General features: G+C 35.2%; 9 protein-coding genes. All 9 read right to left on the bottom strand.

The features are described 5' to 3' along the window. Nucleotides 1–127: 127 nt before the first annotated feature. The gene (locus AB1414_12355) at nucleotides 128–271 is read right to left on the bottom strand and encodes a GxxExxY protein (protein ID MEW6608215.1); all 144 of its coding nucleotides are present in this window, start codon (nucleotides 269–271) and stop codon (nucleotides 128–130) included. 243 nt (nucleotides 272–514) lie between these two features. Further along, complete coding sequence (locus tag AB1414_12350; GenBank protein MEW6608214.1) at nucleotides 515–760, bottom strand: DUF2283 domain-containing protein; 246 nt, start codon at nucleotides 758–760, stop codon at nucleotides 515–517. A gap of 21 nt (nucleotides 761–781) precedes the next feature. Further along, the gene (locus AB1414_12345; protein ID MEW6608213.1) at nucleotides 782–1033 is read right to left on the bottom strand and encodes a DUF4258 domain-containing protein; all 252 of its coding nucleotides are present in this window, start codon (nucleotides 1031–1033) and stop codon (nucleotides 782–784) included. Nucleotides 1034–1302: 269 nt separating this feature from the next. Beyond that, a complete protein-coding gene (locus tag AB1414_12340) occupies nucleotides 1303–1776 on the bottom strand; it encodes a hypothetical protein (protein ID MEW6608212.1) in 474 nt (157 codons plus the stop codon). Nucleotides 1777–1964: 188 nt separating this feature from the next. Continuing rightward, entirely contained in the window at nucleotides 1965–2282 is a 318-nt protein-coding gene (locus tag AB1414_12335) for a hypothetical protein (GenBank protein ID MEW6608211.1), read from the bottom strand. Between the two features lie 5 nt (nucleotides 2283–2287). Then, nucleotides 2288–2581, bottom strand: coding sequence for a BrnT family toxin (locus AB1414_12330; protein ID MEW6608210.1), 294 nt, complete (start codon nucleotides 2579–2581; stop codon nucleotides 2288–2290). Between the two features lie 766 nt (nucleotides 2582–3347). Beyond that, on the bottom strand, nucleotides 3348–3518 hold the full coding sequence (locus AB1414_12325) for a hypothetical protein (GenBank protein MEW6608209.1): 171 nt from the start codon (nucleotides 3516–3518) through the stop codon (nucleotides 3348–3350). Nucleotides 3519–3745: 227 nt separating this feature from the next. Then, nucleotides 3746–6046, bottom strand: a complete 2301-nt coding sequence (locus AB1414_12320) for a hypothetical protein (GenBank protein ID MEW6608208.1) — start codon at nucleotides 6044–6046, stop codon at nucleotides 3746–3748. Between the two features lie 432 nt (nucleotides 6047–6478). Then, nucleotides 6479–6937 (bottom strand): hypothetical protein, encoded by a 459-nt coding sequence (locus tag AB1414_12315; GenBank protein ID MEW6608207.1) that lies wholly within the window; start codon nucleotides 6935–6937, stop codon nucleotides 6479–6481. Between the last annotated feature and the right edge of the window lie 398 nt (nucleotides 6938–7335).

The following is a 7335-nucleotide window of genomic DNA, read 5'->3' as shown; positions in this document are numbered from 1 at the left end:
CAGTCTCATGCATGGATTGCAGTACCATAGTCCGTTATTTGTGCAAGAGAAACGAATCTTTTTAAAAATTTAAAAAATTCGTTATAGGGATAAATTTTTCTCTTGACAAATTGCCTTTAATATGTGGTTAGACTGTTTTTTTACCACGAAGAGCACGAAGGTCACGAAGATTGGACAAGACAAATCTTTTTATGCTTTCTTTCAACCTTTCTACCTTGAAATTTATCAACAAGCCAACTTTAATATTTGCTAACTTCATTAGATATTTCATCAAATTTCACTTTGTGTTCTCCCTGCCCTTCGTGGTTTAATCTCTTTTAGTCTAACCAGTTATTATCTGAACGGCTATTATGAATAATATCATAAAGTTTTTACTTTATCAAACAGAAAAAAGTTAATGTATATCATTATATTTTGTCAGGGACTAATATGCAAAATTGAGTATTAATCCCCATCTTCCCTTGCCGAATTATTGTCTATTCCATAATCAAGGTCTGGACACAATTCTCCAATTCTACCTGCTAACAGCTAAAAGGAGTTCCTTTTCTTCCCCAGTTGCTTCGTTAATGACCAAAAGTTTACCTCTATCCTCACGATTCAATTGCTCGTTTGCATTTAAGAGTTCAAGCCCATAAATAGTTCCATCTGGTGCTATATCTACATTTAATTCATCACTTACTCGTATTGTTTCCACTTCAGTATCTCTTTTGTGAAAGCGAATGTAAGCAACATTATAGCGAGGATCATAAGTGAATCTCATGATATTTACTCCTTTCTAATTTTAAAAATAACGAGTGATTATAGTTATGACTCTCCAGTCAGTCTCTTCTTGAACAGCGTAAGCTTCTAACTGTTTGTTTTTATAATATCTTCCACACCAAATATTGTTAAAAGTAAAGTTATGGCGAAATCCTGTACGATTATACTTAGCTGGAAATCTTTCTCCATGCTCCACTGTGAACTTTACTTCATTTTCAGTAGCTCCTCGTTCTTTCATCCTCTCTTGAGCATGAGGATGAATATGAACAGCCATAGATTGTTCTCCTTTTATATTAACTTAATTTTTGCCACCTAACGATAAAGTTCAGGTGCGGCGGGGAGGATTGCCACAAAAGTTTGATAACAAGATAAAACTTTGAGAGACCACAAAACTCTGACCACCGCACAGTCCCCCGCCGTCAACTGCAACGCAGGGTTAGACAAAAGCTCTGATTCGCTGTCTTTTCCTTTTCCTCTGCCTCACCGAATTATTGTGCATTCCACATTCACGGTTTGACCTTACTACGCTGCCCTTGTCTGTTGTCAGAAATACCGTTCTATTTTGCAACCTTTTGATTTTAGAATCTCAGAGATCTTTTGAGTAATCCTCTTTATCTGTTTCACATCCATATTACTGACAGAAACTTCATGTTCTCGTCCATCTGCTTTTATCCTTAATTCTGAGCACCATCCATCTCTTATGTTAGAGTTATAATGCTTTCTTCTCAACCGAAAAAAGTTATTTCTTACACCCTCTCTATAAATCTCTAATAACTCACTATTGGTGAAACTATACTTATTATACTCTCTGTGCCCAAAAAATTCTACGGTTAAAGTAGCATCTCCATCGGAGTTTATTTTTAACGTGTTCCAGCCCTTTTCCATATGACATGCTCCCCACTCATATATTATCTCTAAATCTCTTGGAACTGCTTTTGAGTCTTTGCATCCACTTATAAATACAATTCCCATAACTAAAATTATAAAAATTGATATTGATAGTAACTTTGGGTTCATAGTTGCTTTTTCCTATCTAACGATAAAGTTCAGGTGCGGCGGGGAGAATTACCACAAAAGTTTGATAGCAAGATAAAACTTTGAGAGACCACAAAACTCTGACCACGGCACAGTCCCCCGCCGTCCGTTGCAACGACAGGTTAGGAAAAATTTGGTTCGTTAGCAACCTCTTCCGTTATAAGAAGCACTCATTTGATAATCTGTTTCTCCAAAACTGCAACGACTTCCTTGAGAGGCATCTCTGACAATCGCAACGCCATTCGGGTTTCTTGTTGCAAGCGTTCGGTGATCCATTTTCTAACCATTGACTGATATCCCCATTCACCCTCTAACTTTGCTACCACTTTCAACTTTCCGACCAACTCACCGGGTAAACGGATCGACGCAGTAGTATAAGTTTTAGCAGCAGACATTAGATTATCAAATTCTTCTGGATCCATTTGATGGTACTCCATCTCAATCTTTTCCTGTTCTCCTTTGGATAGATTGCCAAATCGTTTTTTCACCTTTTTCACCTCTTTTTCTGTTTTAAATCCCAACCTGTAAAGACCCGGGCAAGCCCGTTCCCTTTATCTTGGAAAACCAATCGCAATCGTCTTCCACGATCGGTTCTCCCGTCTAAAATGTAAATATCAGTAAATCGTCGTTCATCTCGACAAAACTGATAATTGTGAAAAAAACATTCCTCCGCTTCTTCTGGTTCGATGTTGTGGTCTCGCAAATGTTGAACATTTCCGTTTTTTTGATCTTCATCATCCCACTCAAACCGGTACCAACCATATTGAGACATTTGATCACCAACCAATCATAAATGGTAGAGGTTCTATTTCCTTCGACCGTCTAACGACAAAGTTCAGGTGCGGCGGGGAGGATTACCACAAAAGTTTGATAGCCAGATAAAACTTTGAGAGACCACAAAACTCTGACCACCGCACAGTCCCCCGCCGTCAACTGCAACACAGGGTTAGACAAAAGCATTGATTCGCTGTCTTTTCCTTTTCCTCTGCCTCACCGAATTATTGTGCATTCCACATTCACGGTTTGACCCTAACTAATATCTCCTCCTTCTTAAAAATCAGAGTCCTTCAAGGACAGATAACAGATAATAGTAAATATGATGGATAAATGAGGAATCAGGAAATTTTTCTCCAATGCTAACTGCTCATTCTGCAAAACATTCACCTGAAATCGGCAAGCAAAATTCTTCGTAGAGGTTACACTGAAAGACTTGAATGTGCTCGCAATGACCGCCTGAATTCTTTTTCTCTCATTTCGAGCACAGCGGAAAATCTACCTTTTTGAATAATGTAAATCCATTTATGTCACAAAGAGTTTTATTGATTAAGTCTCTTTCCCTTCGTCGCTTTCAGAATTAACTCTCCATAAAGTGAAAATAGACATAAAATCTCTCTTCAAAATAGCGGCGAATATCTAATTGCAAGAGACTTATAGTAAATTGTGTAGGTAGGGAAAAACGCAAAATACATTCTTTCTCCCTTATCTATTTACTTTCACATCATAATCTCTCTAATAGATATCACATGGGTAAAATACCATTTTTTTGATGTTTTCTACTTTCCGGAAAAAATGGCGAGATTAAATTTCTTTTTCTTCTTAAAAGCTCCTTCAAAAGCCCTTATTTTATCCACAGATGGAATTCGATAAAGGCCATGCCATTCTTTTTCTACATAATAATCTTCCTTCGTAAGCGGTTTAATTTCTTCACTTTTTTTTCTCTTCATTTTTCTACACTTCCTTTCTGTCTATTGGTTCACCACACATAAATTAATGAAGATTTTTAGACTTTTTGCCCCTATAAAAATGGTAAGGATGTTATCCTGAAGAAACTTTATTCATCAATTGAGATGTGACCGACCAATAGTTTTTATATATTTTATATATTATATAGATATTTTATAACATTTCTTTACATTTTTGTCAAGTATTTTTTTAAAAAATTTTAAATATTTTAATCATATTTAAAAATTTTCTTATCTTTTACTGCTTGATGCCATAAACTTAGCATTATTGCAGTACTTGGTTTAAAAAGTTCATCTTCTGTTTTTTTACTTTTATCTTTATTCCCAAGTGAATGGTTACAAATCTTTGCAATTAGATGATTAGGGTCATCAATCTCTTCAGGAATACATCCATCACGGAAGATATCGTTAAAATGTTCCATATTAAGAGGTTTAATAGGAGATGGAGAGATTTTATTTTCAATCTCCTTAAAATAAATCGTAAATTTACCTGTTATATTCCATAACTCACTAACATAATCTGTAATCCCTTCCAAAAAACTTTCATTCTGAGTCTCCTTAAACTCTTTACCATAATAGTTAATAAATTGTTTAGTAGCTTTTTCTATACTGTTTTGAGGAACCGTATTTCCTACTCTTAAGTCATTTCTATCCATGTTATGAAAGTGAATTAATACCATTCTGGTAAAGTGAAAGGTCAGGGAGAGAATCAATTTCTGTTTATCCTTTATCATATTCCCTGGAGACCTTTTAAAATCAGCCCAGAATGAATTAATAAAAAGGTCCAAATTCTTATTAAATCCATATCTATATGCAAAAATGTCAGAAAAGATATCCTTAATTAAAATTTTTAGTTCCTTTTTTTCTTCTTCATTTTTACACTTGATTAGTATTAGTTTTTCTTCTCTTTTTATTTCTGGTTTATTTTCGATTTTTTCATCTATGAAGAATGCATGTCCGTCTTCATGCCATAATTGAAATAACTTTTCAGGATAGAATAAATGGTCCGTATTAACTTGAAGTATTCCCCCTATACGATAGGAAGAAAGTATTTTTTCTGTATTTCCTATCACACAAAAACCTTTATATTCGTAATTTCTCTCATTTGTTTTTAATTTGTAATGGGTTGCTCGTTGAAGATACCCAATTGCAGTAAGTAATCGTTGAATTCCACCTTTATACTCCAGTGTAGGATCATTAATTTCTGAAACAGGATAACTTGCATAATATCGATTCCTAAAACCAAGTTCAAAGACTTTAAAGGTTCCTTTAAGAAAGTCAATAATTTCTTTCAATGATGATATATTTTTTGCATTTTCTGTTCTTCTGAGTATCCCCTCCATAAAACTCCTCATATCAACAAAGGAATCATATATAAACCGATTGGAAATGCAAGAGTTGTAGAGAGAAAACATATTACGGGTAGTAATCTTTAAATTTTCGGGGATATCATCGGGTAAGTTTTTTAAAGCATTATCTATCTCTATAGAGGAAAAAGCATACTCAGTTGGAGCACTTCTTTCTTCGCCTTTTATAGCTCGATTAGGACCTTCACATAACGAACTATCAAAGAGTATTTCAGTGGCAATAGAATGAATAGAAGAAGTATTCTTATCTATTTTTACGAAATCCATCATATTCTTAATGAAATCTTTTGTTGGATAAACTGATGTGAATTCAATCAGCAAATCATCTTTTCCAAAAAGGGCTTCAACACAAAGATCATTGTTAAAAGATGTTGTTATTGTTTTTTTAACAGAGTTCATATGTCCAGGTTTGCAACAAATATAAATTTTAGGTATAATATTCCCTTTAATTAAGTCTAATTTGCTTGTTACTAATTCTTTTTCCTTGGATAAAAGGTCAAACTCAAAACCAACATTTGTAAATGTAGTGCTAAGTACATGCCCTTTGTTATCATTATCTTTTTGTAATATCTCCAATTCAGATTTAGGTAGTTCTCTTAATTTAAGAATACATTTCTTAATTTTCTCATAAGAATCACTATGAAAAATGATAATAATTTCACTCCAACCCCATGAACCTATAATATTAATAGAAGTGTTTTGTTCCTCGAGAGCAAACTTTCTCAACTCAGTATTTATCCAGTTAATTACAGCCGATTCAATTGAAAAACCATACCTATGAATTAGATAATTTTGTATTTTAACGAAAGTGACTCCCATTAATGGCATCTTTTGATAAGTATTTACTGGTTCATTTGTTCCAATATTATTACTGATTTCATTCCACCCGAAGCCAAGACAAAATTTACTTCCATGAACATTATTAAAGAATCCTAATTGTGAAATTGAAGTAAAGTTTCGAATAACTTTTGAAATAGCAATAAGATCATAATTCCCCCACCCCAAATAAAATTCTGTTTTTGGGAAAATATCTTTAATTTTTTCTTTAATTTTCCCAAAAGACTCTATTTTACCTGAAATAATATCAAAAAAAGAAAGTACTATACCAAAATCACCTGCTTTTAGAGAGAAAAAATTTGTCATTTTGACTTCTTCCTTATCGGGATCTTTGTCCCAGCCTAACGACAAAGTTCAGGTGCGGCGGGGAGGATTACCACAAAAGTTTGATAGCCAGATAAAACTTTGAGAGACCACAAAACTCTGACCACCGCACAGTCCCCCGCCGTCAACTGCAACACAGGGTTAGACAAAAGCATTGATTCGCTGTCTTTTCCTTTTCCTCTGCCTCACCGAATTATTGTGCATTCCACATTCACGGTTTGACCCTAAAATATCTCCTTTTTATTTTCTCACACAAAGCCACAAAGAACACAAAGGTTTATTGTTTTATTCAATTCCTTTGTGACTTTGTGTCTCTGTGTGATTATTTTTAATTCTAACGACAGAGCTCAGCCGCCGAGCGGTAGCTCGGTCGGCTGCAGCGATGGGTTAGACAATAAAACAGCACTATTCTTCTTAAAGTGTCCCGCCAAGTATGATGGCAAAAATTGCTATAAGAGCACTTAAACAAACAATAATGTAACAGCTTTTGAAAAACTTGCCTCTTCCAACCTGCTGCCACTGTTCCGGATATAACCCTGATCCATCATTAGTAAAAGAGCCCTTCTTATACAATTCAAGAGTTTTTTCTATTCTGACCAAAACTTGAAAATTTCTATCAAAGCCTTTCTTAGTATCATGCAGGAAGTATAAGACAGTTGCTACGAAGATAATAACTGCAATGCATAAATACAACTTTTGAAAAGGTCCGGGCGAGACATCACCTTGAATAATCCAACCCGCAAATACAAAAAGTAATCCGACAGACCACATAACTGTCTTTATAACTCTTTCACGCATAAGATGAGTAGATGTGTACCTTTCTGCCATTAAAGAGAGTAATATCTCTATTTTTTGATCTTGGTTTATATCCATTTATTGTTATCACCTCTCTTATCTTCAACGTCCTACATTGGCAGTTGTTGTCTAACGACTGAGCTCACCTGCCGCCAACAGGATGAGCACAAACCTTTGAATAACTACCAAACTTTAATAGGGCACAGAACTTTGAAAAACCGCCACACTGTTGGCGGTCAGGTGCAGCGATTGATAATAATTAAAAGGCACTTGGAATCGATCGTATAGTGTGATATAATAGCTATGAGTTTATCGCTTTAACCACACCAGTGAATATATGCTTAACTTTCTCCTCTGAGAGGTCAGATGACCTCCAGAGACATACATTCACTGTATGTGGCCTGGAAGGCGCTCGCGACCCACTTCGTGGGTGCCCCGTCTCCAGCGTTGCCCTATCCTCCTACCAGGGGAGAAAG

Source organism: bacterium, from assembly GCA_040755795.1.
Taxonomy (GTDB): domain Bacteria; phylum UBA9089; class CG2-30-40-21; order CG2-30-40-21; family SBAY01; genus JBFLXS01.
Note: the sequence above shows the minus strand (reverse complement) of the source record. Positions and strands in the feature narration are given on the sequence as shown.

What these genes read in the sequence shown, in the direction of transcription:
- AB1414_12355 (MEW6608215.1), bottom strand. Translation starts at nt 271, where the DNA reads ATGAAATATCTAATGAAGTTAGCAAATATTAAAGTTGGCTTGTTGATA.
- AB1414_12320 (MEW6608208.1), bottom strand. Translation starts at nt 6,046, where the DNA reads ATGACAAATTTTTTCTCTCTAAAAGCAGGTGATTTTGGTATAGTACTT.
- AB1414_12345 (MEW6608213.1), bottom strand. Translation starts at nt 1,033, where the DNA reads ATGGCTGTTCATATTCATCCTCATGCTCAAGAGAGGATGAAAGAACGA.
- AB1414_12315 (MEW6608207.1), bottom strand. Translation starts at nt 6,937, where the DNA reads ATGGATATAAACCAAGATCAAAAAATAGAGATATTACTCTCTTTAATG.
- AB1414_12350 (MEW6608214.1), bottom strand. Translation starts at nt 760, where the DNA reads ATGAGATTCACTTATGATCCTCGCTATAATGTTGCTTACATTCGCTTT.
- AB1414_12340 (MEW6608212.1), bottom strand. Translation starts at nt 1,776, where the DNA reads ATGAACCCAAAGTTACTATCAATATCAATTTTTATAATTTTAGTTATG.
- AB1414_12325 (MEW6608209.1), bottom strand. Translation starts at nt 3,518, where the DNA reads ATGAAGAGAAAAAAAAGTGAAGAAATTAAACCGCTTACGAAGGAAGAT.